This is a genomic window from Kitasatospora sp. NPDC097643 (assembly GCF_040302625.1).
Classification (GTDB): Bacteria; Actinomycetota; Actinomycetes; order Streptomycetales; family Streptomycetaceae; genus Kitasatospora.
Genome location: NZ_JBEOSA010000027.1, coordinates 1 through 23117, shown reverse-complemented (window position 1 = coordinate 23117; position 23117 = coordinate 1). Strand labels below are relative to the sequence as shown.

The following is a 23117-nucleotide window of genomic DNA, read 5'->3' as shown; positions in this document are numbered from 1 at the left end:
CCCCCGCGCAGGAAGTCGGCCTGCCCGACTTCCTGCGCACGGAGCACACCCGCATCCGCATCCGCATCCAGGAGAAATCTCTAGACCGGTCTACATATTCCTTGGGGCCGCCGCCCCCGTATGACCCTTGCGCAACAGCGTGAGCGTTCACTGCGCAGGAAGTCGGATGGGCCGACTTCCTGCGCGCTTCGACTGATGGAGTGAGTGAATCTCTAGACCGGTCTACATATTTCTCCCCCGGGCGGGCGGCGCGCCCAAGCCTGGCCCGCGCAGGGTTGTGCGCCTGCACCGCGCGCGAAAAGTCGGCCCGGCCGACTTCCTGCGCGGGCCAGGCCCAGCAAAAAGGCAAATCTGTAGACCGGTCGGTATATTTTCCCCCGCTCAGGCGCGGAGGAGGATCGCCGTCAGGGAGGTGGCGTGGGTGAGGGCGGTGGGGAGGTGGGTGTCGGGGAGGCCGATGGCGATGGGGACGGCGAGGCCGTCGAGGAGAGCGCGGATCTGGGCGGCGCGGTCGGCGGCGGGGCCGGGGGTGAAGTGGCCGGTGGCGGTCCCCTCCTCGATGAGGGTGACCAGGTCGGCCTGCCAGGGCGCCTCGATCTCCTGTTGCCCCTGGCGGATCTCGGCGCTGGCGGGGGAGCGCCCCCACACCTCGACCCAGAGGATCCACCGGGGGTCGCCCGTGCCCTCGGGCAGGTAGAGGCGGACGTAGGCGTCCAGGCGCTGCCACGGGTCGCGGGAGCGGTCGGCGAGGGCGTCGCGGCGGCGGGCGCCGAGCTGGTCCTCGCTCCAGCGGAGGGTCTCCAGCAGCAGCTGGTCCTTGCTGCCGAAGTAGTAGAGCAGGTGCCCGGCGCTCATCTGGAGCTGCTTGCCGAGCCCGGCCATGGTGAGCTTGGCGAGCCCGTGTTCGGCGATGGCGGCGCGGGCGGTGGCGAAGACCTCCTCGCGGGGGCGTGCCGGCCGGCGCGGGCGGGGGTCCGCCATGTGCGTGCTCTCCCTCGGTGGAACGGAGGCCCGAAGGCTACCGGAGCGGGGGCAGGGCCTCCGCTCCGGTAGCCGGGATCGGGCCGGTCGGACCCCGGGTCAGGCCAGGGTCAGGCCAGGGTCAGCTCAGGCCGGGCTCAGGCCTTGGGCTGCTGCTGGGTGATGCAGTGGATGCCGCCGCCGTTGGCGAAGATCTCGCGGGCGTCGACGAGTTCGACGGTGCGGCCCGGGTAGGCCCGGCCGAGGATGGCGGCGGCCTCCTGGTCGCGCGGGTCGTCGAAGGCGCACAGGATCACCGCGCCGTTGGCGACGTAGTGGTTGATGTACGAGTAGTCGACCGGCTCGCCCTCCTCGTCCAGCAGGACGGTGGGGGCGGGCAGTTCGACGACCTCCAGCTGCCGGCCCTGGGCGTCCGTGGCGGCGCGCAGGATGGCGACGAGCTCCTGGCAGACCTCGTGGTCCGGGTGGGCCGGGTCCGGCTGGACGTGGGCGACCACGACGCCGGGGCGCACGAAGGAGGCGACGATGTCGATGTGGCCGCGGGTGCCGAACTCGTCGTAGTCGCGGGTGAGTCCGCGCGGCAGCCAGATCGCCTTGGTGGTGCCGAGGAAGGCGTGCAGCTCGGCCTCGACCTCCTCCTTGGTCCAGTCCGCGTTGCGGCCCTCGCCGAGCTGAACGGTCTCGGTGACCAGCACCGTGCCCTCGCCGTCGACGTGGATGCCGCCGCCCTCGTTGATCAGCCGGGAGGCGAAGCGCTGAACCTCCGTCAGTTCGCTGATGTGCTCGGCGATGTGCTGGTCCTTGTCCCAGCGCGCCCAGGACTGCGCGCCCCAGCCGTTGAAGATCCAGTCGGCGGCGGCGAGCGAGCCCTTGCCGTCGATCAGGAAGGACGGGCCGATGTCGCGCATCCAGGCGTCGTCCAGCGGCCGTTCGACGATCTCGACCTGCTCGGAGACGTACTTGCGCGCCTCCTCGGTCTCGCCGGTGTTGACGACCAGCGTGACCGGCTCGTACCGGACGATGGTGTTGGCGACGGCGGCCCAGGCCTCGCGGCCGGCGTGCAGGTGCTCGGGGCTGTCGAAGGTCGGGTTGGCGGTCGGGAAAGCCATCCAGGTGCGGTCGTGCGGGTGCCACTCGGCGGGCATCCGGTAGCCGAGGGAGGCGGGCGTGGGGGTCATCTGGCAGTCCTAGAAAGGAGGGTGAGGGTGGGTCAGAGGAAGTAGAGGCGGCTGAGCGAGACGCTGTCCGCGGGTTCGGAACGCAGCGGCGAGCCGTCCAGCGAGACCAGGCCGGTCTCGGTGACGTCGACCTGGCCGACCCGGGCGTTGCGCACCATGTCGCGCGGCCCGATGCCGCGGGTGCCCCGGACGCCGACGCGGCGGCGGCGGGTGGGCAGCCCGTCGGCGGCGCGGTCGAGGTACGCACCGTCGGCGGCCGCCTGGGCCACGAAGGCCACCGAGATGTCGGCGGCGGTGGCGCCGTGCGCGCCGAACTGCGGCCCCAGGACGAGCGGTTCGCAACGGTCGGTGGAGGCGTTGGGGTCGCCGACCACGCCGTAGGCGGGGAAGCCGGCCTTGAGGACGAGCTGCGGCTTGGCGCCGAAGTGGTCGGGGCGCCAGAGCACGATGTCGGCGAGCTTGCCGACCTCGATCGAGCCGACCTCGTGCGAAAGCCCGTGCGCGATGGCCGGGTTGATCGTCAGCTTGGCGATGTAGCGGAGCACCCGCTCGTTGTCGTCGCCGCCCTCCGTCGTCCCGTACGAGCCGGTGCCGTCGAGCGGGCCGAGTTCGGCCTTCATCTTGCCGGCCATGGCGAAGGTGCGGCGCACGGTCTCGCCGGCCCGGCCCATGCCCTGGGCGTCGGAGGAGGTGATGCCGATGACCCCGAGGTCGTGCAGCACGTCCTCGGCGCCCATGGTGCCGGCCCGGATGCGGTCGCGGGCCATGGCGGCGTCGCCGGGCAGGTCGACCTTGAGGTCGTGCGCCGAGACGATCATGCCGAAGTGCTCGCCCAGGGCGTCGCGGCCGAACGGCAGGGTGGGGTTGGTGGAGGAGCCGATGACGTTCGGCACGCCGGCCATCTTGAGCACGTTGGGGACGTGTCCGCCGCCGCAGCCCTCGATGTGGAAGGCGTGGATGGTCCGGCCCTCCAGCACCTTGAGGGTGTCCTCGACCGACAGGCACTCGTTCAACCCGTCGGTGTGCAGGGCGACTTGGACGTCGTACTCCTCGGCGACGCGCAGCGCGGTGTCCAGGGCGCGGGTGTGCGCGCCCATGTCCTCGTGCACCTTGAAGCCGGACGCGCCGCCCTCGGCCAGCGCCTCGACCAGCGGGGCCTCGTCGGAGGAGGAGCCGCGGCCGAGGAAGCCGATGTTGACCGGCCAGGCGTCGAAGGCGTTGAAGGCGTGCCGCAGCGCCCAGGGCGAGTTGACGCCGACGCCCCAGACCGGGCCGAACTCCTGGCCGATGATCGTGGTGACGCCGGAGGCCAGCGAGGCCTCCATGATCCGCGGCGAGAGCAGGTGGACGTGGGTGTCGATGGCGCCGGCGGTGGCGATCAGGCCCTCGCCGGAGACGATCGTGGTGCCGGTGCCGACGACGACGTCCACGCCGTCGAGGGTGTCCGGGTTGCCGGCCCGGCCGATCGAGGCGATCCGTCCGTCGATCAGACCGATGGAGGTCTTGCGGATGCCCTGGATCGCGTCGATCACCAGCACGTTGCTGATCACCACGTCGCAGGTGTCCCGGACGGCCGCGGGCTTCAGGTGCAGGCCGTCCCGGGCGGTCTTGCCGAAGCCGGCCAGGAACTCGTCGCCCGGCGCCTGGGAGTCGGACTCGACCCGGACGATCAGTCCGCTGTCGCCGAGCCGGATGCGGTCGCCGGCGCGCGGGCCGTGGACCGAGATGTAGTCGTGCGGGGTGATGGCGGTCATGCTGCTCCCACCTCGCTCCGCTCGGCGGACCACGCCCGCGTGGCGACTCTGTTCAACTGCTCGCTCCGCTCGCTCACGACGGCACCTCCGCGTCGTCGAAGGTGGTCAGGTAGCCGGTCGCGCGGGCCTTGGCCAGGGCGGCCTCCTTCGCGCCGGGCGCGTCGAGGGGGCCGTCGACCAGGCCGGCGAAGCCGATCGCGACCCGCTCGCCGCCGATCGGCACCAGGCCGACCTCGACGGTGGCGCCCGGGTCGAAGCGGACCGAGGAACCGGCCGGGACGGCCAGGTGGGTGCCGTAGGCGGCGCCGCGGTCGAAGGCCAGCCGGGGGTTGGCCTCGAAGAAGTGGAAGTGCGAGGTGACCGAGATCGGCACCTCGGAGGTGTTGTGGACGGGGAGCACCACCGTCTCCTCGACCGGGTCGTAGCCGGCGCCGTCGCCGATCAGCGCACCGCCGGGGGCCTCGTCGCCGAGCGAGCCGGCGCCCTTGAACGGGTCGTTGACGACGGCGAGGCGGGTGCCGTCGTCGAAGACGGCCTCGACCTGGACGACGGTGACGACGTCCGGCACGCCGGGGAGGACGTCGTCGGCGGTCAGCACGCTGCGGCCGGCCTCGATGGCCTCGGCCAGGCGGCGGCCGTCGCGGGCGGCCTCGCAGACGGTGTCCGCGATCAGGGCGGTCGCCTCGGGGATGTTGAGGCGTACGCCCCGGGCGCGGCGGGCGCGGGCCAGCTCGGCTGCTGTGAAGATCAGCAGCCGGTCCCGCTCGGTGGGGGTCAGTCGCACGGTTCCTCGCTCGCGGTCGCCGGGGAGGGGGGACGGGGTCGGCTTCAGGACGATGTTAGAACGGCGTTCAAACATCTCCGGGCCATTGAACCCGGGACCGGCCGCCCTGTCCAGCGTTGCCCGTCCCCGGAGGTTCGGCTCGCCGGGCGGGGAAGGGGGGTGAGGAGGGGGCGTGAATGGAGGGGCTGGGAGACAGGGGCGCGAAGAGCGGGGAAGGGCGAGTGCGCGCCGGGCGCGGGTAGGGGCGCCCGGCCCGCCCCGGGCCGGTGGCCGGGCGCCGGGTGTGCGCGGGATCGGGCAGGGGCGGGCTCGAATGCCGCCTCTGCGCTTCGCAAACCTGTCCGGCGCGGGCAGTTGGATCACGTGAACCTCCCCGTGCCCCTTTCACCCCACGTGATCGGACGCACACTGTTGCAAACGCCGTCAACTGGGCATGAGGATGGGTGGTCAGAACGAGGGGGCCACCCGGCCGGCGGGGGATCCGGAGGCGGGGGCCCGGATTCGAGGGCGGGGGCATGTGGTGATGGACGGTCAGTCGCGATTCCCGCGGCAGCGGACGAGTTCGGGCGACGCCTTCCGGTCCGGCGGCCCCTCCCAGGGCACGACCGGCAGCACGGGGACCACCTTGCCGGGGGCGCAGGAGCCCGGCTGCGCGGTGCACCGCAGGCTGCACCTGACGGTCGACCCGGCCGATCTGGTCGCGGTCGGTTCGGTCCGCCGACGGCTGCGTTCGGCGCTGAGCCACTGGGGAGTGCCGGAGCTGTCCGACACCGCCGAGCTGCTCTCCTCCGAGCTGGTCACCAACGCGCTGCTGCACACCGGCAAGGGCGCGGTGTTCGACGCGGTGCTGGGGTCGGACCTCCGGCTGCGGATCGAGGTCCAGGACGGCGTGACCAGGCTGCCCGGCCGCCGTCGCGATCCGGACGCCGAGTACGCGACCTCGGGGCGCGGGCTGATGCTGGTCGAGGCGCTCGCGGACGCCTGGGGCGTCCAGCTGCGCGGCGACGGCAAGGTCACCTGGTTCGAGCTCGCCCTGCCGTAGCGACGCCCTGCCGTAGCGACGCCCTGCCGTAACGGCAGCGACGGCTGCCGTCGCCGGTGCGGCCCCGAACCGGAAGACTTGTTCGTCGACGATTCATTCGCTGTCGAAGGAAGCCCTGAACAGAAGGCGCAGCGGAAGATTTCCGGCCCGTTGCCATTGCCGCTGGGCCGAACATTGGCCAGGATGGTGGGAATGTGTGTCCACGTGCGGGAAGCAGCGGGAAGACCGAACCTCGACTGACCACCGCCCGTCGGCACCGGCCGATCGAGCACCACCCATCGCAGCACCACCCATCCCAGCAGCACCCGATCACACTGCCACGCGGCCCGTCCGGACGGTCGGCGCGGTCCGCCACGGCAGCGGCAGGAGCAGCATGCCCACTGAGCCCGAGTCGCCGGGGCCGGCGCTTCCTCCCGGTGCGTCCACCACCGACACCACCGCCACCCCCGAACAGCCCGGCCCCGCCACCGCCACCACAGTCACCCCCGCCGGCCCCACCACCGCCGGAACGGGCCGGGCGAAGCCGCCCGCGCAGGCGGTGCGCCGCCACTCGCTGCGGACCGCGCCGAGCCTGGCGGCCGGGCGGCTGGCGCCGGTGCTGACCGGCGGGCTGCCGCCGTCCTCCGCCGACTCGATGCCGGACTGGCTGGAGCCCGCGATGGCTGCCAACGGCATCGGCTCCTTCGACTGGGACATCCGCCGCGACGTCCTGGAGGGCGACCAGCGGGCCTGCACGATCATCGGCCTGGACACCATGGACCGGGGCCGTTTCGACCGGACGGCCGCCTCCTTCCTGGCCCTGCTGCACCCCGAGGACGCGCCGGTGGTGCGCCGCCGGGTCGAGCGCGCGGTGGCCGAGCTGGGCCAGTGCGGCGCGTACTACCGCACCGTCGGGCCGAACGGCACGATGCGCGCGGTGCGCTTCCGCGGCCGGGTGCTGGCGGACGCCTTCGGCCGGGCCTCCCGGATGGTCGGCTTCGTCTGGGACGCCACCGTCGAGCTGCACAAGCGCGACCGCGCGGACCGGATGGCCCTGCTGCGCGAGGAGCGCTCCCGGTTCATCAAGGAGGCGGCGCGCGCCCTCTCCGAAGCGGTCACCGTCCGTGACGTGGCCCGGGTGTTCACCGAGCTGCCGCTGCCCGGGCTGCCGCCGGACGGCCTGGTGCTGGCCTCCTTCGAGGCCGGCCGGGCGCAGATCCTCGGGGCCTCCGGCTACCGGCCCCAGGCGCTGTCGATCTGGGACCGCACGGTGCTGCCCGCCGGGCACCCGGCCGCGGAGGCGCTCAAGCACCGCACCCCGATCTTCATCTCGACCCGCGAGGAGTACCGCGCGGGCTACCCGGACGTCTGGGAGCCGACCAGCCGCAACGGCCGCGGCTCCTGGGCGTACCTGCCGCTGGTGGCGAGCGGGCGGGCGATCGGCGTCTGCGTGGTCAGTTTCGACGACGAGCGCGAGCTGGACGCGGACGAGCGCACCCTGCTGACCACCCTGGGCGGCCTGGTCGCGCAGTCGCTGGCCCGGGCCCGGCTGCACGACGCCGAGCACGAGCTGGCGGCCGGCCTCCAGCGGGTGATGCTGCCGCGCACCGTGCCGTCGGTGCCGGGGGTGACCACGGCGGTGCGCTACCTGGCGGCGGGCTCGGGGCTGCAGATCGGCGGCGACTGGTACGACGTGGTGCCGCTGCCCGGCGGGCACGTCGGCCTGGTGATCGGGGACGTCCAGGGCCACGACGTGCACGCCGCCGGGATCATGGGGCAGCTGCGGATCGCCCTGCGCGCCTACGCGGCGGAGGGGCACCCGCCGGCCGCGGTGATGGCCCGCGCCTCCCGCTTCCTCGCCGACCTGGACACCGACCACTTCGCGACCTGCACCTACGCCGAGGTCAACGTGGACTACGGCGTGGTCTACGCGGTGCGGGCCGGCCACCTGGACCCGGTGGTGCGGCGCGCGGACGGCACCGCCACGGTGGTGCCGGTGGCCGGCGGGCTGCCGCTGGGCATCGATCCGGACCAGGAGTACCGGGTGACCCGGTTCAGCCTGGACCCGGGCGAGACCGTGGTGCTCTGCACGGACGGCCTGGTCGAGGCCCGCGGCATGGACCTCGACGAGGGCGTCGCCCGGCTCACCCGGGTGCTCGGCCGACCGCTGCCGGCCGCCGGGGAGGCGGCCCGCGACCCGCTGGAGGAGCTGGCCGAGCGGATCGCCTCCCAGGCCGCCGACTCCAGTGAGCGCGAGGACGACATAGCGCTGTTGCTGCTGCGCTGGGACGGCCCGGCCGGCGGTCTGGCCGCCCAGCAGCTGCGCCGCCGGATCGGCCAGGCGGACCTGGCGCGGATCGCGGAGGTCCGGGCGGAGCTGCGCGACGCGCTGCGCCGTTGGGGCGTCGCTGAGTTCATCGACACCGCCGAGCTGCTCTCCTCCGAGCTGGTCACCAACGCGATCCGGCACACCGACCGGGACGCCATGTTCACCGCCCGGCTCTACCGCGAGCCGGCCACGGACGGCGGCCGGGCCCGGCTGCGGGTCGAGGTGGAGGACGAGTCGGACCTGTGGCCGACCCGCCGGACGCCGGGGGAGCAGGCCTCCTCCGGGCGCGGGCTGATGCTGGTGGAGGCGCTGGCGGACGCCTGGGGCGTGGAGCCGCGGGGCTCCGGCAAGCGGATGTGGTTCGAGCTCAGCGGGACCGCGGCCGCCTGACGCCAGGTCGCTTGCCGCCGGGCCGTCGGACGGTGGGCCGCCTCACCGCCCGACGGTCGGTCAACCGGGCCCGCGGCCCGCGGTCATCCGAACTGCTGCTCCAGGTCCTTCAGCTTGCGCTCCAGCGAGTCCAGCCGCGGCAGCGCCACGGTGTCCTCGTCGGGCGTGAGGTCGATGGTGCGCCGCTCCGGCCGGGCCGGCAGGCCGGGCTGGACGACGGCGCCCTCGGCGGCCTCGACCGCGCGCGGGCCCCCGGGCCCGCCGGGTATGGCGGGCTCCGAGCCGGACTCCAACTGCCGGGCGGCGGCGCCGCTCCCGCGCCCGCGCCAGGCGCCGTTGCCGCGGTTGATGGCGCGGATCTCCGCCCGTTCGCGGCGCCCCGCGAGCTTGCGGCGCTGCTTCTCCACGATCTTCTCCCGGCGGTCCTCGCGGACCTCGTCCACCGCCTCGTCGAGGCTGCGGACGCCCTCCAGCAGCATCAGCGACCAGGCCGCGTAGGTCTCGCGGGGCGCGCGCATCCAGCGGACGATGCGGATCTGCGGCAGCGGGCGGGGGACCAGCCCCTGCTCGCGCAGCGCGGCCCGGCGGGTCTGCTTGAGGGCCCGGTCGAACAGCACGGCCGCCGAGAGCGACATGCCGGAGAAGAACTGGGGGGCGCCGGCGTGGCCGAAGCCGCGCGGGGCGTGCACCCAGTTGAACCAGGCGGAGGCGCCGGCGAACAGCCAGACCAGCAGCCGGGAGCCGAGGGCGGCGTCGCCGTGGCTGGCCTCGCGGACGGCGAGTACCGAGCAGAACATCGCGGCGCCGTCGAGCCCGAACGGCACCAGGTACTCCCAGCCGCCGGAGAGGTTGAGGTTCTGCACCCCGAAGCCGACCAGCCCGTGGAAGGAGAGCGCGGCGGCGACGGCGGCGCAGCAGAACAGCAGCGTGTACGAGGCGGCGCCGTACAGGGATTCCTTGCGGCGGCGCCGTTCCTCGGAACGCTCCCAGGAATCCGTGCCACCGGTGGGGGCGGATCCCCGGCTCCGGGCCAGGGCCACCATGAGTGCGCTGACCAGCAGCCCCGCGCCTCCGGTGACGGCCCAGCCGAGCGGTATGTCGGACAATTTCATCGCCGGAACCAGCCTCGCTTTCCTGCGTCGCGTTCCTGCGTCGTGATGGCGGGGACCATCATGACGGATGCTCGGCTGGGGAATGGCTGATTCTCCGTCAATGCGCTGAGGAGAGGGATTTCCCGGCCCTGCGCAATCGCATTTTCGTATGAATGTGAAGCAGGCGATTCCCGGAATTCCGGGCTTTCCGGTGAGGAATTCGTACGCCTTTTCGTCAACTTCGCATGACGCGGGGGCAGCCGCCGCACATGGCCTCCGGTCGCACGGTGTACACGAGGCAGCAGCTGGCCCGGGCCCGGTCGGTACCCGAAGGATCCGAAGCGTCGTCACCCGGGGCCGCCCCCGGCGCGAAGCCCGCGCCCGGGGCGAAGGGGGTCGGGGCGGGGGCGGAGCCGCCGGGCGCGCCGGGCGCGCACGCGGGTGCGGCGGCGGGCGGGCCGGGCGCCAGCAGCGCGGACAGTTCGGCGCGCGCCCGGTCCTGCTCGCCGAGCAGTCCGCCGACGTACCAGAGCCCCTCGACCACCGCGTCGGTGGCCATCGCCCAGAGCACCCGCGGCCCGCGCCGCACCTCGGGGCGGAACGCGGCCAGCAGCGGGGTCAGGAAGTCGCCCAGGGCGGTGCGGAGTTCGGCGGCCAGTGCGGGCTCGTCCGGCACCGTACGGGCCTGCGGCGCGGCGGCGGCCGGGTCGTCCGGCAGACAGGCGAAGGCGCCCGGACGGACCGTCAGTTCGGTGGTGGCGCCGATGGTCCGCCCCCGGCGCAGCGCGACGTCGGCCGGGGTCGCCAGCGGGACCCGCCGCTCCAGGAACCAGGGTGCGGTGAACAGCAGCGAGACCGGCCAGACCAGGCGGTGCAGGCCGAAGCCGGCCGCCACGTCCGGGCGCAGCGGCCGCCCGTAGCGGGCCAGGCCCTGCCGGGCGTCGTGGGCGATCAGCTCGCGCACCGCCTCGGGCCGGACGGTCAGGTCGGCGGCGGGGATCCAGCCGTCGCCGCGCCGGGGCGGGCCGCAGCGCACCCGCAGCAGCGGGGCGAGCAGGGACAGCCGGTGGTACGCGGCCGTGCCGGGGGCCGGGGCCGGGTCCGGGTTCGGGTTCGGGGAGGCGGCCGTCGGGCCGAGGGAGGGGGCGGGGGAGCCGGCCGCGGGGCCGGGGGTGTGCGCCTCGGAGGTGTGGGGGGCGCGCGGCGCGGGGCCGGGCCGGGTGCTGCTGCTCACGGTCATGGGCGGGGCCCCATCGGGTCGACCGGAGGCCGCCGATGACCGCCCGGCGGTCCCCGGCCGGGGCGTCCCCCGCCGGGCCGGCCGGACCGGGGCACGGCGGAGCCCGGGGAACGGCAAGGCGACCCGGCCGAGGCGCTGCTCACCCCGGCCAGGTTAGGCTCACCTTAGCTGATTGTTCCCCGGGGCTCCCGTTCGATGCGTCCTTCCGGGGGAAGCCCGGGGGGAGGCCCCGGAGCAAGTCCCGGAGCAAGTCCCGACGGCAGCCCCGATGGCAGTCCCGGCGCAGGACCTGAGCGGGTTTCAGCGGGCGCACCCGGCGCGCGGACGCCGCCCAACTGGCGTGCGAGCCACACCGGCACCCCGCCCAGCGCGTGCACCAGCCGGGCCGCCTCGGCGCGCAGCCGTGCGGCCTCCGGCGGATCGGACACCTCGGCGAGCGCCGCGAGCGCCGGCGCCACCCCCACCGTGAAGCCGAGTTGCTCACGCAGCCGCAGCGAGGCGTCGAAGCCCTCGCGGGCGTGCCCGCGGTCCCCCCGGGCCAGCGCCAGCGCGGCCAGGTGCCGCCAGGTGTAGGAGCGCAGCAGTTCGTCCCCGCGCTCGCCCGCGCCCTCGTGCGCCCGGCGGTAGGCGATCCAGGCGGCGCCGCGGTCGCGCAGCAGGTTCTCGGCGACCAGTCCGCGGCGGAAGTCCAGCAGCGGGCGGCCCGGTGCGTCCGGCGGCAGCAGGGCCGAGGTGCGGCCGAGCGCGGCCTGCGCCTCGTCCAGCCGGTCCCGCGGGCCGAGCACGCTGGCCACGTACGCCAGGAACCCGCGGGCGCAGGCGGCGGCCGCGCGTTGCTCGGTGGTGGTCACCACGGCCTCCGCCAGTCGCAGTGCCTGCTCCGCCGCCGTCCAGTGGGCGGCGGTGAACAGGCACTGCTCGATGAGGAGTTCGGCCCGGCCGAGGGCCGCGGTGGGATCCCGCTCGGCGGCCGGCCGTAACAGTTCGGCGGCCTCCTGCCAGCACCCCCGGGAGCGCAGCCGCCACACGGTGTCCCCCGGCTCCTCCGCTGCGGCCCGCCCCCGCCGGTCCGGGCCGCCCGGGCCCCAACCGTGCTCCGACAACGATCCGTGCTCCGACAACGCCACCTCCTTGTGTGCGCCATCCGGCAAGGGCGCGGGCCTGCCCCTGAGGGTCTGTGGGCGCACGCCCGCCAGGGCAGCGTCGACACAGGCCCACGGCCCGCGCTGTGGCGGCAATTCAACACGGGGGTGAGCTTGTGCACCAGATCACGAGCGCAGGTTATTGCATTCGGCGAGGAGATGATCTAGTGGAGGGGTGGGTGGTTCAGGAGGTCCAGCCGGTCTCCATCAGGGCCTCGGCGGCGCCGTTCGCGGGCTGCGGGACGCCGGCCAGGTCCAGGCTGAACAGGGCGACCAGCAGCTGCTCGCCGCGCACGGTGGCCTGGTGCGAGTAACCGGCCAGGGTGAACATCGCGGCCGCCATCTCCTCGGCGTGCAGGGTCTGGAGCCACAGGCACTCCACCGACTTCACGTCGGCCGGTTCGGTCCAGGTGTCCACCTGGGCGACCATCCGGCTGCCCAGCAGGGTGACCCCGTCGCGCTCCTGGGCCTCGGTCAGCTCCAGGTCGTCGAAGCCCAGCCACTCCAGGTAGCGGGCGGCGGTGAACACCGCGTCCTGCGAGGTGCGCACCGGGTGCGGGCGGAACGGCGCGCGGTGGCGGAACGGGCGGGCCGGGCCGGCGGGGCCGCTCGGGCCGGCGGGGCTGGTGGGCGGGGCCGGCACCGGGGCGCCCATCGGGTGGGCCGGGTGCGGGCGGGAGGTCTGCGGGCCGGGGCCGGCCAGCGGGGCGGCGGTGCCGCCGCCGAGCCGGGTGGCGCGGTCCACCGGCAGCCGTACGGTGGCGCCGCAGTTGCAGGTGAACTCGGGCTGCGGCCACTGGTCGGAGCGGCCGCAGTGCGGGCAGCGCATGCTCAGCCAGGAGTCCTCCCAGGACCGGAACCGGACCTGCACCGGCACTCCGCCGCGCAGCAGCGGCACCTTCAGCGAGGCGCCGCACGGGCAGGGCAGCGACGGCGGCTCGTACAGGTGCTCGCGACGGCAGGCGGGGCAGCGGATCGCCCGGGCGCCACCGCCCACCCCCGGCCCTTGCCGAGCGGGGTCGTGTCCGGTGAAGTCGTCGGGCAGTCCGGCCATCGCGGGCTCCGTCCGTTCGAGTCGGGTGGTGGGACGGTTTCCATGCTCCCCGAAAGGAGGGGCGCCCGGCGCGGAATGGGGCAATCCTCAGGGACGGATCAGGGGTATGCGCCCGATCGGTGCCCGGTCGGGACGAATCGGACGCCCGTACGGCACGCTGCGGACGCCCGTACGGCGCGCCTCGGAGGCCCGGGTGGCGCGCGTCGGAGGCCCGTACGGCGCGGTGCGGATGCCCCGGACGGAACGCCCGTGCGGCCCGGATCCGGTCAGCCGGCCGACCAGCGAGCCAGGTCGGCGGGGGTGTCCAGGTCGTCCGGGACGGCGACGTCGGCGCACTCGACCAGCGCGATCTCGTCCGCGTGCGCGGCCAGCAGCGCCCGCGCGCCCGCGTCCCCGCTCGCGCCCGCCGCCGCCTCCGCGAAGTGCCGGGTGCCGATCAGCACCGGGTGCCCGCGCCGCCCGTGGTACCCGGCCGCGGCCAGGTCGGCGCCCGCCCGGTGGGCGGCCAGCAGCCGGGCCACCGCGGCCGGGGTGACGCCCGGGGTGTCCACCAGCATCACCAGCACCGCCGACACCTCCGGCGGCAGCGCGGCCAGCCCGGCGCGCAGCGAGGAGCCCATGCCGCCCGCCCAGTCCGGGTTGGCGACCAGCCGGCAGCCCGGCAGGTGCGCGGTGGAGCGGACCCGGTCGCCGTCCGCGCCCAGCACCACCGTGACGTCCGGGCAGCCACCGGCCCGGACCACGGCCACCGCGTGCTCGACCAGCGGCCGCCCGGCGTAGCGGATCAGCGCCTTGGGCCGGCCGCCCAGCCGCCGCCCGCCCCCGGCGGCCAGGACCAGCGCGGCGACGGGCCCCGAGCGGTCGGCGGACGGCCGCGGGCCGAGGGGCGGCGGGGCGTCGGACTGGGAGCGGAAGGGCTGCGGGGGCTGCATGCGCCCAGCCTGCCTGCCCGGGCCGCCGCCGCGCAGCCGTAGGAACTCACAGTTGTACGAATCCACAAGGAGAACCCGCAGGTCGCGGCGGGTCCCCGGTGGTTCGGCCGCTGGCGGTACGGTCCGCTGGGCCCTGTACTGAGTCGATGAACACCGCACCGCGCCCGCTGCTGGACCGCTTCGGCAGGGTCCACACCGACCTGCGGGTCTCGCTCACCGACCGTTGCAACCTGCGCTGCACCTACTGCATGCCGGCCGAGGGCCTCAACTGGCTGCCCAAGGCCGAGGTCCTGAGCGACGACGAGGTGGTACGGCTGGTGCGGATCGCCGTCGAGCGGCTGGGCATCGCCTCCGTCCGGCTCACCGGCGGCGAACCGCTGCTGCGCCGCGGCCTGCCGGAGCTGGTCGGGCGGATCGCCGCGCTCGGCCCGGAGGTCTCGCTCACCACCAACGGCATCGGGCTGGCCCGCACCGCCGTCGCGCTGCGCGAGGCCGGACTGCACCGGGTGAACGTCAGCCTGGACACCCTGCGGGCCGACCGGTACGCCGCGATCACCCGCCGGGACCGGATCGCCGACGTGTTCGCGGGCCTCGCCGCCGCGCAGGCCGCCGGGCTCGCCCCGGTCAAGGTCAACGCCGTCCCGGTGCGCGGCGTCAACGACGACGAGATCGTGCCGCTGGCCGAGTTCGCGCTCGCGCACGGCTACCGGATGCGCTTCATCGAGTCCATGCCGCTGGACGCGCAGGGCGCCTGGGACCGCTCGACGATGGTCACCGCCGACGAGATCCTCGCCGTGCTCGGCCGCCGCTGGGAGCTCGTCCCGGTCGACCGGCACCACCCGCTGGACGGCGTCCGGCCCGGCGCGGGCGGCACCCCGCCCGCCGAGGAGTGGCGGATCGCCGGCACCCACACCGTGATCGGCGTGATCGCCTCCGTCACCCGCCCGTTCTGCGGCGGCTGCGACCGGGTCCGGCTCACCGCCGACGGCCAGCTGCGCAACTGCCTGTTCGCCACCGAGGAGTCCGACCTGCGCGCCCTGCTGCGCGGCGGCGCCGACGACGGACGGATCGAGGAGGCCTGGCGCGCCACCATCGCCCGCAAGGGCCCCGGACACGCCATCAACTCCGCGGATTTCGTCCAGCCCGACCGCCCGATGTCCGCGATCGGCGGCTGACCGGGAGACGACGGGGCGGGAGAGGCAGGTGGGAGGGCAGGGGCGGGTGCGAACGAGGCCGGGCACGGATGGTATTCGTGGACCGTGCCCCTGTTGACACTCCGGCGCTCCCGCCGTGCCCTGCTCACCGTCGCCCTGCTCCTGGCGGCTGGCTGCACCGTGCCGTCCCAGCCGCCGCGGCCGGACCGGGCGGACCGCGAGACGACGGCGCCCGACGGGGCCGCCCCGGAGCTGAAGGCGCTGTACGGGCAGCGGCTCGACTGGGCGGAGTGCCCGGACCAGCCGGACCCCGCGGACGGTGACCCGGCCGTCGAGTGCACCACGCTCAAGGTGCCGCTGGACTACGCCGACCCGGGCGGGCGGACCATCAAGGTGGCCGTGGCCCGGCTGCGGGCCACCCGGGCCGGGGAGCGGGTCGGCACGCTGGTGCTCAACCCCGGCGGGCCCGGCAACTCCGGTGTCGACCAGGTGCGTTCGGGCTGGAAGGCCTACCGCGGCGCGCTGTCCGACCACTTCGACCTGGTCGGCTTCGACCCGCGCGGCGCCGGGCGCACCACCCCCGTCCACTGCCTCGACGACCGCACCCGGGACGAGTGGACCAGCAGTGACGACCCCGGCTACGACCGGGGCCGCGTCCTCGCCGACGCCTGCCAGGCCAAGCACGCCGCGCTGCTGCCCCACCTCGGCACCCGCGACAGCGCCCGCGACATGGACGTGCTGCGCGGCGCGCTCGGCGAACCGCGGCTCGACTTCCTCGGCAGCTCCTACGGCACCTACCTCGGCGCGCTCTACGCCGAGGAGTTCCCGACCCGCACCGGCCACCTCGCGCTGGACGGCTCGGTCGAACGCAGCCTCGACCCCGTCCGGCTGAACGGCGAGACCGCCGCCGCGGCCGAGACCGCCCTGCGCGCCTTCGCCGCCGACTGCGCGACCCGGCCCGAGTGCCCGCTCGGCCAGGACCGGGCCGCCGCCCCCGGCCGGCTCGCCGACTTCCTCGACGGCCTGCGGGACCACCCGCTGCCCACCGAGGACGGCCGCCTGCTCACCGCCACCCTCGCCTGGACCGGCGCCCTCGACGTCCTCTACAACGGCAGCCGCTCCTGGGGCCGGCTGCGGCAGGCCCTCGAACCGGCCCTCGACCACGGCGACGCGGGGGAGCTGCTCCGGCTCGCCGACGGCGCCAACGGCCATGAGGAGGACGGCGGTTACTCCGCCCCCGCGGACGCCTTCGCCGCCATCACCTGCGCGGACGCCCTGATGGCCCCGACCGAGGAGGAGCTCCGTGCGGCCCGGGCCGAACTCGCCGTCCGCGCCCCGCTGGTCGGCCGGCACGACGACCGGGCGGCGCTGCTCGAACCGGACTGCCGCCGCTGGCCGTTCCGCACGGCCGAGCGGCCGGCCCGGATCCGGGCCGAGGACAGTGCCACGATCCTGGTGATCGGCTCCACCGGCGACCCGGTCACGCCCTACGTCTGGGCGCAGCGGATGGCCGCCGGCTTCGCCCACGCGGTGCTGCTCACCCGGGACGGCGACGGGCACACGGCGTACGACAAGAGCGGGTGCGTGCGGGAGGCGGTGGCGGACTTCCTGGTGGACGGGACGCTGCCGGCCGCCGGGACGCACTGCCCGTCGGACTGAGCGCGGGCACGCGGAAGGGGGCGCACCGCGTGTGCGATGCGCCCCCTTCTCTTGCGCCCGGTGTCAGGAGGTCGGGGCGGTCAGGTCGTAGAAGGTGGCCGAGCCGACCGTCTTCGCGGTGAAGTGGCTGGTCACCCAGTTCTCGATCTGGGCGGTCTCGGACTCCTTCGCCTCGCCGTTCGCGCCGCCGTTCGTACCGGTGCTCGGACCGCCGTTCGTGCCGCCGTTCGTACCGGTGCCGGCCATGCGCCGGCTGCCGCCGCCGATGAACCAGTGCACCTTGCCTTCCTGGACGTACTTCTGGAAGGCGCTCAGGCTGAGCGACGGGTCGGTGCCGTTGAAGCCGCCGAGGGCCATCACCGGCTTGCCGGTGGCGAGTTGGTAGCTGGCGGCGTTCTGCGAGCCGCTGGTGGCGGCCGCCCAGGTGTACTGGTCGGCGTCCTGCTCGAGCAGCCCGGCCGCCTCCTCGCTCACCTTGGTGCCGCCGAGCAGACCGCCCATGCCGCCGGGGCCACCCATCCCGCCGGGGCCGCCCATGCCGCCGGGGCCGCCGGTCGTACCGCCGATGCCCTCCGGGCCCGGCTGGGTGCCGCCCTGGCCGGTGGTGCCGCCGCGCTCGTGACGCCCGCCCGTCCCGTTCGCGCCGCCGGTCCCGTTCGCGCCGCCCGCACCGTTCCAACCGCCGCCCGGGAAGCCGCCGTTGCCGCCCGGGAAGCCGTTGCCGCCGGGGAAGCCGCCGTTGGACCCCTGGGCGCCGCCCTGGCCGCCCTGGCCGCCCTGGCCGCCCTGGCCGCCCGGCGCCGGCACGAACACCCGGCCGTTGCCCGCGAAGCCCGGCCCGCCCGGCCCGCCGCGCCGCCCGCCGCCGCCCGGGCCGAACGCGCCCGACACGGCCGGCCCGGCCGTCACGATCGAGCCGGTGTGCGGGGTGTTCACGGTGTCCACCGCGTACGCCGCCGGACCGCCGAGCGCCGCCGCCAGGCCCACCAGGCCCGCCACCGAGGCGATCCGCGCCCCGGCGCGCCCGGTGAGCCGCTCACCGAGGTGTCCGCCGAAGCGCGCGACGAGCGGCCCGGCCGCCAGCGCGACCGCCGCCACCAGCCCGCCGACCAGCACCGCCCAGCGCAGCCAGGGCAGGAACTGCCCGCTGCGCCCGAGCAGCACGAACGCCCACCCGGCCGTCACCGCGAGGGCGGCCGCCAGCACCAGCGCGTACGGCAGTCGGTGCCGGGCCCGCCAGAGCCCGTCCACGCCCATGCCGACCAGCGCCGCGACGGCCGGGGCGAGGGCCACCGTGTAGTACTGGTGGAAGATCCCGGACATGAAGCTGAAGATCAGCGCGGTGGAGAGCAGCCAGCCGCCCCAGACCAGGAACGCCGCGCGGGCGGTGTCGGTGCGGGCGTAGCGGCGGGTCGCCCAGAGCGCGGCGACCAGCAGGATCAGTGCGGCGGGCAGCAGCCAGGCGATCTGCCCGCCGATGTCGCCGTCGAACAGCCGGGTGATGCCGGTCTCGCCCCAGCCACGCCCGCGCATCCCGCCGGGCGGCGCCTCGATGCCGGCCGGCAGCCGTCCGCCGCCGCCCACGCTGCCGGTCTCGTCGCCGTTGATCCGGCCGAGGCCGTTGTAGCCGAAGGTGAGGGAGAGGAAGCTGTTGTCCTGCGAGCCGCCGACGTACGGGCGGGCCGAGGCCGGCAGCAGTTCGACGACCGCCACCCACCAGCCGCCCGCGACCACCATCGCCGCCCCGGCGAGCAGTACCTGCCGCACCCGCCGCCAGAAGCCGGTGGGCGCGACGACCAGGTAGACCGCCGCGAAGGCGGGCAGGATCAGGAAGGCCTGCAAGGTCTTGGTCAGGAACGCCAGCCCGAACATCACCCCGGTGAACACCAGCCACCGGGTGCTCGCCGCCTCGGTGGCCCGCACCAGCCCGTACGCGGACAGGGTGAGCAGCAGCACCAGCAGCGCGTCCGGGTTGTTGAAGCGGAACATCAGCGCCGCGACCGGGGTCAGTGCCAGCGCGGCCCCGGCCAGCAGGCCGCCGAGCGGGGAGAACCGGCGGCGCACGGTCGCGTACAGGACGCCGACGGTGGCCGCCCCCATCAGCGCCTGCGGGGCGAGGACGGACCAGGAGGAGAGTCCGAAGATCCGCGCGGAGATCGCCATCGGCCAGAGCGACAGCGGGGGCTTGTCGACGGTGATGAAGTTGCCGGCGTCGGAGGAGCCGAAGAAGAGGGCCTTCCAGCTCTGGCTGCCGGCCTGGACGGCGGCCGAGTAGAAGGCGTTGGCCCAGCCGGAGGCGCTGAGGCCCCAGAGGTAGAGGACGGCGGTCGCGGCCAGCAGTGCCAGCAGCGCGGGGCGCACCCAGCGCGGGTCGTCGGCGCGGCCGCGCCAGGCCCGGGCGGGCAGGGTGCGCAGCCGCCCGGACCAGGAGGCCGGGCCCTTGGGGCCGGTGGGCGGCAGGGGCTGCTCGGCGAAGAGCGGCGCCGCCTCGGGCGGGGCGGCGGCCGGCTGCGGCACCTCCGGCGGCGGGTAGTCCGCCGCTTCGGGCCACGGGTCGCCGGCCGGAGGGGTGTAGCTGGTCGTGGTCATGCGCCATACGGTGCGTGGCGCGGCTGAGAGGAGGGTGAGACGGGGCTGTGAGGCGGGTGTGATCTCCCCGGAGCCGCCGGCCGGAGGGCCGACGGACGGGGTGTCAGGCCGACTGGGGCCTCGTTCAGGCCGCCTGGGGCATCGTGAGGTGCTTGCCCAGCCACTCCAGGGCCGGCGGGATCTCCCGGGTCCAGGTGTGGAAGTTGTGGCCGCCGGTGTCCAGGGTGATGGTGGAGAGCTTGGTCGGGCTCTTGAACGCACCGACCATCGCCTGGGTCTCGTCGTAGTTGTTCTCGTCGTTGGCGGTGGTGAGCAGCAGGGAGACGGGGGCGGCCGGCTGGTTCTTCAGCCGCCACAGCAGGTCGTTCTCCTGCTTGAGCCGGTCGTTGCCGCCGAACAGGTCGCCGGTGGTCTCGTCGTGGGCGGCGCTGTAGTAGCCGGAGAGGGCGACCGCCGCGCGGTAGGAGTCGGGCTTGCGCAGCGCGAACTTGAGCGCGCAGTAGCCGCCGGTCGAGTTGCCGATCACGGCCCGGTTCGCCGGGTCGGTGCCGATCCGGTAGGTGGTGGCGAGGGCCCGGGGCAGGTCGCTGGTGAAGAAGGTCTCCGTCTGGGGGCCGCCGGGGACGTCGACGCACTCGGTGTCCCGGTTGCCGACGAGGGTGGGGCGCGTCATCACCAGGATGGTCGGCGGCAGCTTCTTCTGCTCGATCGCGGCGAGGGCGGACGCCGGGTACTGCATCAGCGAGATCAGCTTCTCCGGGGTGCCCGGGTAGCCGGTGAGCACCAGGGCCATCGGGAACTTCTGCTGCGCGTAGGCCGGCTGGAAGTACTGCGGCGGCAGGTAGACGTAGGACTCGTTGCTCAGGCCGCTGGCGGCTCCTTTGACGGCGACCTTCTGGATCAGCCCGGAGCGCTCGCGGTCCGACCCCTGGGCCGAGTAGAAGCTCTGCTCGCCGGTGACGGCGAGGGCGGCGTTCGGGTTGTGGTCGACGACCGTGCCGAGCTTGCCGTTGGTGCCCAGCAGGTCGCTCCAGGAGCTGTAGAAGCCGAAGTAGCCGTTGGCGATCAGGCCCATCGCGACCAGGACGGCGAGCTGGGTGGCGAGGAAGGCGCCGACCCGTCCCGTCCAGGACTTCCAGCCCTTGCCGCCGAACCGCGGCCAGAGCCACATGGTGGCGGCGAAGACGGCGATCGCGACGACCGAGGCGATGATCTGGAGGGGGAGTCCGGTGAGACTGAGCACGAGCCCGATCGTAGTTGACCTGGGCGGGCGCGCTGCGGGGGGCCCTGACCCCTCCCAACCCCCCGACCCCCCGGCCCCCTCGCTCCCCTTACTCCTCTGGTGCCCGCCGTTCCGGGAGTTCTCCAATCCGGTTGACCTTCCCGCGCGGGCTCGGGACCATGTCCGCGGGGATGTGCACGCTGTGTGCACGGGACATCACCGGGGGGCGGGATTCCATGACATCCATCACCAGGGCCGGTCTGGCCGTCGGCGCCGCGCTGCTGCTCGCGGCCTGTTCCAGCGGCGGGGGGAGCACGGCGACCACGGGCGCGCCGTCGGCCGTCCCGCCCGCGTCGACCGCCGCGACGGCCACGGTCACGCCGACGGCGACCTGGACGCCGACCGTTCCGCCGTACGGCCCGGCGCTCAGCAGGCAGGTCGACCCGGTCAACGCCGCCCTGGTCCAGATCGCCGCGGCGAAGAACCTGACCGAGCTGAACGCCGCGCTCGGCGCGCTCGACCAGGCCGCCCAGAAGGGCGCCAACGGCCTGCCCACCAGCTACTTCACGCCGGCCGGGGCGGTGGCCGGGCAGGCCGAGCTGATCCCGGCACTGCGGAAGCTCTCCGGCGACGCGGCCAAGGTCCGGGGCGACATCACCAAGAAGAACGTCTGCGCGGTGAGCTCCGCCCTCGCGGAGTTCGGCCAGTCCGAGGGCCTGAAGACGGTGCCGGCGGCGCTGACGAAGCTGACCGCGGCCGGCTACCAGACGACCTTCACCGTGCCGGAGACGCCGAAGGCGCAGACCCGCACGCTGGAGAACGGCACGCTGGTGCGCGAGGGCCGGCTGCGCGGCGAGGGCGTGTTCAAGGTCGACAACGGCGGCAAGTCGGACGCGGTGGTCTCGCTCGCGCTGAACGGCAAGTCGGTGCACTCGGTGTACGTGGCCAAGGGGGAGAAGGCCAGCATCGAGGGGATCGAGGACGGCACGTACGAGGTCTTCTTCGCCGGCGGGGTGGACTGGGACTCCGACGCGAAGGCGTTCACGCAGAACTGCCGGTTCACCAAGTTCCAGGACACGCTGGCGTTCGAGACCGGCCGGACGGCGACCTCCTGGTCGATCACGCTCCAGCCGACGCTCGGCGGCAACGCCAAGACCGACGACGTGGACGCGAACAACTTCCCGCAGCCGTAGTCGGTCCGTCGGTACGCGGAGCGGGCACGGGTGGCGCCGTGCAGTGCCGCCCGCGCCCGCCATGAACCGACTTGTGGCGATGCGTACCTGACAGCGCGTGTCACAACTGCCGATTCCCGGTGGCGAGTTCGGTCACAACGGTTGACCCCCTTGAAGTGGTCATGGCACTTTCGTGCGGCGTGGGCCTCGGCGACCAGTCGAGCAGCCCGCGATCCCCCACAAGGAGAGCCATGCTGAAGAGAGTTGTCGCGATGGCCGGCGTCAGCGCCGTCGTCGCGGGCGGGCTGACCCTCGCCGCCGCCCCCGCGCACGCCGTGCAGGCGGCCGACCTGACCTCCACCATCGCCCTGAGCAACTGCTCCGCCTCGCTGGTCCGTTACCCCACCTCGGTCTCCGGCGACCGCGCGCTGATGCTCACCAACGGCCACTGCCTGCCCACCATGCCCGGGCCCGGCGAGGTGATCCAGAACGCCGGCAGCAGCCGCACCGGCACCCTGCTCGACGGCGCCGGCAACAGCCTGGGCACCGTCCAGGCCGACAAGGTGCTCTACGCGACGATGACCGGCACCGACGTCGCGCTCTACGAACTCACCGACACCTACGGCTCGATCAGCTCCAAGTACGGGGCCACCGCGCTGACCATCAGCGACGCGCACCCGGTCGACGGCGCCGCGATGTACATCCCCTCCGGGTACTGGAAGCAGACCTGGAACTGCTCCGTCAACGGGTTCGTGCCCACCCTGCGCGAGGACCAGTGGACCTGGCACGACTCGCTGCGCTACAACTCCGGCTGCAACACCACGCACGGCACCTCCGGTTCGCCGATCGTCGACTCCGCGAGCGGGCGGATCATCGGCATCAACAACACCGGCAACGACGACGGTGAGATGTGCACCCTCAACAACCCGTGCGAGGTCGCGGCCGACGGCACCACCACGGTCACCAAGGGCCAGAGCTACGGCGAGGAGACGTACTGGTTCACCACCTGCCTGGGCAGCGGCCGGGTGATCGACCTCAACGTCAGCGGCTGCCTGCTCACCAAGCCCGCCGGCAGCGCCGTGTCGGTGAGCAACCCCGGTAACCAGTCCACCACGGTGGGCGGTTCGGTCAACCTGCAGATCAACGCCTCGGGCGGCACCGCGCCGCTGTCCTACAGCGCCACGGGCCTGCCGGCCGGGCTGTCGATCAACTCCTCCACCGGTGTGATCAGCGGCACCGTGACCACCGCGGGGACCTCGACCGTGACCGTGACGGTGAAGGACTCGGCCGGCAAGAGCGGGAGCACCAGCTTCAGTTGGGCCGTCTCCAGCACCGGCGGCAACTGCACCCCGGCCCAGCTGCTGGGCAACCAGGGCTTCGAGACCGGCTCCGCCGCCCCGTGGACGGCCACCAGCGGCGTCGTCG

General features: G+C 74.4%; 16 protein-coding genes and 1 pseudogene. 6 read left to right on the top strand and 11 right to left on the bottom strand.

The window, feature by feature from the left end:
- Nucleotides 1-381: 381 nt before the first annotated feature.
- From ABTY15_RS18790 to ABTY15_RS18775, 4 genes are all read right to left on the bottom strand, one after another.
- Complete coding sequence (locus ABTY15_RS18790; RefSeq protein ID WP_350591191.1) at nucleotides 382-981, bottom strand: TetR/AcrR family transcriptional regulator; 600 nt, start codon at nucleotides 979-981, stop codon at nucleotides 382-384.
- Nucleotides 982-1118: 137 nt separating this feature from the next.
- A complete protein-coding gene (locus ABTY15_RS18785) occupies nucleotides 1119-2159 on the bottom strand; it encodes an agmatine deiminase family protein (protein WP_350591188.1) in 1041 nt (346 codons plus the stop codon).
- A gap of 32 nt (nucleotides 2160-2191) precedes the next feature.
- Nucleotides 2192-3913 carry an urease subunit alpha gene (locus ABTY15_RS18780; protein WP_350591182.1) on the bottom strand — a complete coding sequence of 574 codons (1722 nt, stop codon included), beginning with the start codon at nucleotides 3911-3913 and terminating at the stop codon, nucleotides 2192-2194.
- A 73-nt stretch (nucleotides 3914-3986) separates the two neighbouring features.
- Nucleotides 3987-4697 (bottom strand): urease subunit gamma, encoded by a 711-nt coding sequence (locus ABTY15_RS18775; protein WP_350591177.1) that lies wholly within the window; start codon nucleotides 4695-4697, stop codon nucleotides 3987-3989.
- A 655-nt stretch (nucleotides 4698-5352) separates the two neighbouring features.
- On the opposite strand from ABTY15_RS18775, the gene ABTY15_RS18770 reads away from it, so the two are divergent.
- Nucleotides 5353-5739, top strand: coding sequence for an ATP-binding protein (locus tag ABTY15_RS18770; RefSeq protein ID WP_350591173.1), 387 nt, complete (start codon nucleotides 5353-5355; stop codon nucleotides 5737-5739).
- A gap of 373 nt (nucleotides 5740-6112) precedes the next feature.
- Nucleotides 6113-8437, top strand: coding sequence for a SpoIIE family protein phosphatase (locus ABTY15_RS18765; protein WP_350591170.1), 2325 nt, complete (start codon nucleotides 6113-6115; stop codon nucleotides 8435-8437).
- 83 nt (nucleotides 8438-8520) lie between these two features.
- On the opposite strand, the gene ABTY15_RS18760 is transcribed toward ABTY15_RS18765, so the two are convergent.
- The 5 genes and pseudogenes from ABTY15_RS18760 to ABTY15_RS18740 form a co-directional block, all read right to left on the bottom strand.
- The gene (locus ABTY15_RS18760) at nucleotides 8521-9549 is read right to left on the bottom strand and encodes a DUF2637 domain-containing protein (RefSeq protein ID WP_350591165.1); all 1029 of its coding nucleotides are present in this window, start codon (nucleotides 9547-9549) and stop codon (nucleotides 8521-8523) included.
- Between the two features lie 214 nt (nucleotides 9550-9763).
- Nucleotides 9764-10768 (bottom strand): (2Fe-2S)-binding protein, encoded by a 1005-nt coding sequence (locus ABTY15_RS18755; RefSeq protein WP_350591162.1) that lies wholly within the window; start codon nucleotides 10766-10768, stop codon nucleotides 9764-9766.
- 329 nt (nucleotides 10769-11097) lie between these two features.
- A pseudogene (locus ABTY15_RS18750) lies at nucleotides 11098-11889 on the bottom strand (hypothetical protein); the annotation flags it as partial.
- A 205-nt stretch (nucleotides 11890-12094) separates the two neighbouring features.
- Nucleotides 12095-12964, bottom strand: coding sequence for a hypothetical protein (locus ABTY15_RS18745; protein ID WP_350591157.1), 870 nt, complete (start codon nucleotides 12962-12964; stop codon nucleotides 12095-12097).
- Nucleotides 12965-13230: 266 nt separating this feature from the next.
- Entirely contained in the window at nucleotides 13231-13803 is a 573-nt protein-coding gene (locus ABTY15_RS18740) for a nucleotidyltransferase family protein (RefSeq protein ID WP_350591790.1), read from the bottom strand.
- Between the two features lie 239 nt (nucleotides 13804-14042).
- Between ABTY15_RS18740 and moaA the strand changes: the two genes are divergently transcribed.
- Together moaA and ABTY15_RS18730 are read left to right on the top strand one after the other, a co-directional pair.
- Nucleotides 14043-15071: a GTP 3',8-cyclase MoaA gene (gene moaA, locus ABTY15_RS18735; RefSeq protein WP_350591153.1), complete on the top strand. Its 1029-nt coding sequence runs from the start codon at nucleotides 14043-14045 to the stop codon at nucleotides 15069-15071.
- Nucleotides 15072-15155: 84 nt separating this feature from the next.
- The gene (locus tag ABTY15_RS18730) at nucleotides 15156-16709 is read left to right on the top strand and encodes an alpha/beta hydrolase (protein ID WP_502893535.1); all 1554 of its coding nucleotides are present in this window, start codon (nucleotides 15156-15158) and stop codon (nucleotides 16707-16709) included.
- Between the two features lie 63 nt (nucleotides 16710-16772).
- On the opposite strand, the gene ABTY15_RS18725 is transcribed toward ABTY15_RS18730, so the two are convergent.
- Nucleotides 16773-19298, bottom strand: coding sequence for a glycosyltransferase family 39 protein (locus ABTY15_RS18725; RefSeq protein ID WP_350591144.1), 2526 nt, complete (start codon nucleotides 19296-19298; stop codon nucleotides 16773-16775).
- A 124-nt stretch (nucleotides 19299-19422) separates the two neighbouring features.
- Nucleotides 19423-20541 carry an alpha/beta hydrolase gene (locus ABTY15_RS18720; RefSeq protein WP_350591140.1) on the bottom strand — a complete coding sequence of 373 codons (1119 nt, stop codon included), beginning with the start codon at nucleotides 20539-20541 and terminating at the stop codon, nucleotides 19423-19425.
- A 215-nt stretch (nucleotides 20542-20756) separates the two neighbouring features.
- Here ABTY15_RS18720 and ABTY15_RS18715 point away from each other — a divergent pair, with 215 nt between their 5' ends.
- Both ABTY15_RS18715 and ABTY15_RS18710 read left to right on the top strand, forming a co-directional pair.
- Entirely contained in the window at nucleotides 20757-21713 is a 957-nt protein-coding gene (locus tag ABTY15_RS18715) for a hypothetical protein (RefSeq protein WP_350591133.1), read from the top strand.
- 230 nt (nucleotides 21714-21943) lie between these two features.
- On the top strand, nucleotides 21944-23117 hold a 1174-nt coding region (locus tag ABTY15_RS18710), incomplete at its 3' end, for a putative Ig domain-containing protein (RefSeq protein WP_350591128.1).

Excerpts from the sequence above, each read along its gene's own strand:
- ABTY15_RS18790 (WP_350591191.1), bottom strand. The coding sequence starts at position 981 with ATGGCGGACCCCCGCCCGCGCCGGCCGGCACGCCCCCGCGAGGAGGTC.
- ABTY15_RS18785 (WP_350591188.1), bottom strand. The coding sequence starts at position 2,159 with ATGACCCCCACGCCCGCCTCCCTCGGCTACCGGATGCCCGCCGAGTGG.
- ABTY15_RS18780 (WP_350591182.1), bottom strand. The coding sequence starts at position 3,913 with ATGACCGCCATCACCCCGCACGACTACATCTCGGTCCACGGCCCGCGC.
- ABTY15_RS18765 (WP_350591170.1), top strand. The coding sequence starts at position 6,113 with ATGCCCACTGAGCCCGAGTCGCCGGGGCCGGCGCTTCCTCCCGGTGCG.
- ABTY15_RS18760 (WP_350591165.1), bottom strand. The coding sequence starts at position 9,549 with ATGAAATTGTCCGACATACCGCTCGGCTGGGCCGTCACCGGAGGCGCG.
- ABTY15_RS18755 (WP_350591162.1), bottom strand. The coding sequence starts at position 10,768 with ATGACCGTGAGCAGCAGCACCCGGCCCGGCCCCGCGCCGCGCGCCCCC.
- ABTY15_RS18745 (WP_350591157.1), bottom strand. The coding sequence starts at position 12,964 with ATGGCCGGACTGCCCGACGACTTCACCGGACACGACCCCGCTCGGCAA.
- moaA (WP_350591153.1), top strand. The coding sequence starts at position 14,043 with ATGAACACCGCACCGCGCCCGCTGCTGGACCGCTTCGGCAGGGTCCAC.
- ABTY15_RS18725 (WP_350591144.1), bottom strand. The coding sequence starts at position 19,298 with ATGACCACGACCAGCTACACCCCTCCGGCCGGCGACCCGTGGCCCGAA.
- ABTY15_RS18715 (WP_350591133.1), top strand. The coding sequence starts at position 20,757 with ATGACATCCATCACCAGGGCCGGTCTGGCCGTCGGCGCCGCGCTGCTG.